This window comes from Parabacteroides sp. AM17-47, from assembly GCF_003434625.1.
In the GTDB taxonomy this organism is placed as follows: Bacteria; Bacteroidota; Bacteroidia; order Bacteroidales; family Tannerellaceae; genus Parabacteroides; species Parabacteroides distasonis.
In genome coordinates, this window is the sequence record NZ_QTLI01000055.1 from 1 (window position 1) to 1,882 (window position 1,882).

The 1,882-nt window shown below is 55.3% G+C and carries 1 protein-coding gene; it reads left to right on the top strand.

The genetic code is table 11. The annotated features are described in order from the left end of the window. Positions 1-1,728: type IA DNA topoisomerase (locus tag DW205_RS21895; RefSeq protein WP_147326774.1), on the top strand; the 1,728-nt coding region annotated here is incomplete at its 5' end. Positions 1,729-1,882: the final 154 nt, after the last annotated feature.

The window sequence follows — 1,882 nt, forward strand, 5'->3', positions numbered from 1 at the left end:
TACCTCTACCACTATACGGGTTGCACCACTCCTTTCGTGCGCCTGTGGATCAGCTCTCTCACCGACAAAGCTATCCGCGAGGGACTGCGGAAACTCGAAGACGGCAGCAAATACGACAACCTCTACCTCGCCGCCAAAGCGCGGAGCGAATCCGACTGGCTCGTGGGCATCAACGGCACACAGGCGTTATCCATCGCCGCCGGACACGGCACGTATTCCGTGGGGCGGGTGCAGACACCAACGTTGGCTATGGTATGTGAACGCTACTGGGAGAACCGCCGCTTTACGTCCGAAGCATTCTGGCAGCTCCATATCGCAACGGACGGTTGCGACGGCGAAGTCGTGAAATTCTCATCCTCCGAGAAATGGAAAGAGAAAGAACCGGCGATGGAACTATATAATAAGGTAAAGGCGGCAGGTTGCGCCACTGTCACGAAAGCCGAGCGCAAGGAGAAGACGGAGGAAACTCCCTTGCTCTACGACCTGACCACGCTCCAGAAAGAAGCCAACGCCAAGCACGGCTTCACGGCGGAACAGACGCTTGAAATCGCGCAGAAGCTCTACGAGAAGAAGTTGATAACCTATCCGAGAACGGGAAGCCGCTACATCCCCGAAGACGTGTTTGCCGAAATTCCCAAACTGCTCGCTTTCATCGGCACACAGCCCGAATGGAAAGACAAGGTGCGGGCAAAAGCCGCCCCGACACGCCGCAGCGTGGACGACGGCAAGGTGACAGACCACCATGCCCTGCTCGTCACGGGTGAGAAACCGCTCTTCCTCTCCAAAGAGGACAATACCATCTATCAGATGATTGCCGGGCGCATGGTCGAGGCATTCTCTGAGAAATGCGTCAAGGATGTGACCACTGTCACGGCGGAATGTGCCGGAGTGGAGTTTACCGTAAAAGGCAGCGTCGTGAAGCAAACCGGATGGCGTGCCGTCTATGGCGAGGAAAAAGAGGAAATTACCATCCCCGGCTGGCAGGAAGGCGACACGCTGACACCGAAAGGCTCGTCCATTACCGAAGGAAAGACCAAACCCAAGCCGCTGCATACCGAAGCCACCCTGCTCTCGGCAATGGAAACGGCGGGCAAGGAAATTGAGGACGACGCACTGCGGCAGGCGATGAAGGACTGTGGCATCGGTACTCCCGCCACACGCGCCTCCATCATCGAAACGCTTTTCAAGCGCGGTTACATGGAACGCTGCAAGAAGTCGCTTGTTCCCACCGAAAAAGGACTTGCCCTCAATTCCGTCGTCAAGACGATGCGCATCGCCGATGTTGCCATGACGGGCGAATGGGAAAAGGAGCTGGCGCGTATCGAGCGCGGGGAACTGTCCGACGACACCTTCCGCAAGGAGATAGAGGCGTACACACGTGAGATAACCTCCGAACTGATCTCGTGCGACAAGCTCTTCGGCAGCCGTGACTCCGGCTGCGCGTGTCCCAAGTGTGGCACGGGCAGGATGCGGTTCTACGGCAAGGTGGTACGCTGCGACAACACGGAGTGCGGACTGCCCGTGTTCCGGCTGAAAGCGGGACGCACCCTGTCCGACGATGAAATCAAAGACCTGCTCACCGAAGGGCATACCAAGCTGCTCAAAGGGTTCAAGAGCAAACAGGGCAAGAGTTTCGATGCTGTTGTCGCCTTTGACGGGGAATATAACACGACTTTTGTGTTCCCGGAGGCTAAAAAGGACAAGAAATTTTCAGGACGGAAGAAATAGTATTAACTTTGCCACTTGTTCAGAGTAATGAATTGTTCTTCGATACCGGATTACACTCATACTTTGGATTTAGTGGTGGCACTCGGAGGGATACCGAGTGCCTTTTTCTTCCTTTTTCCAACCGATTATCCCGTTAATTATCAATCCGCTAAAT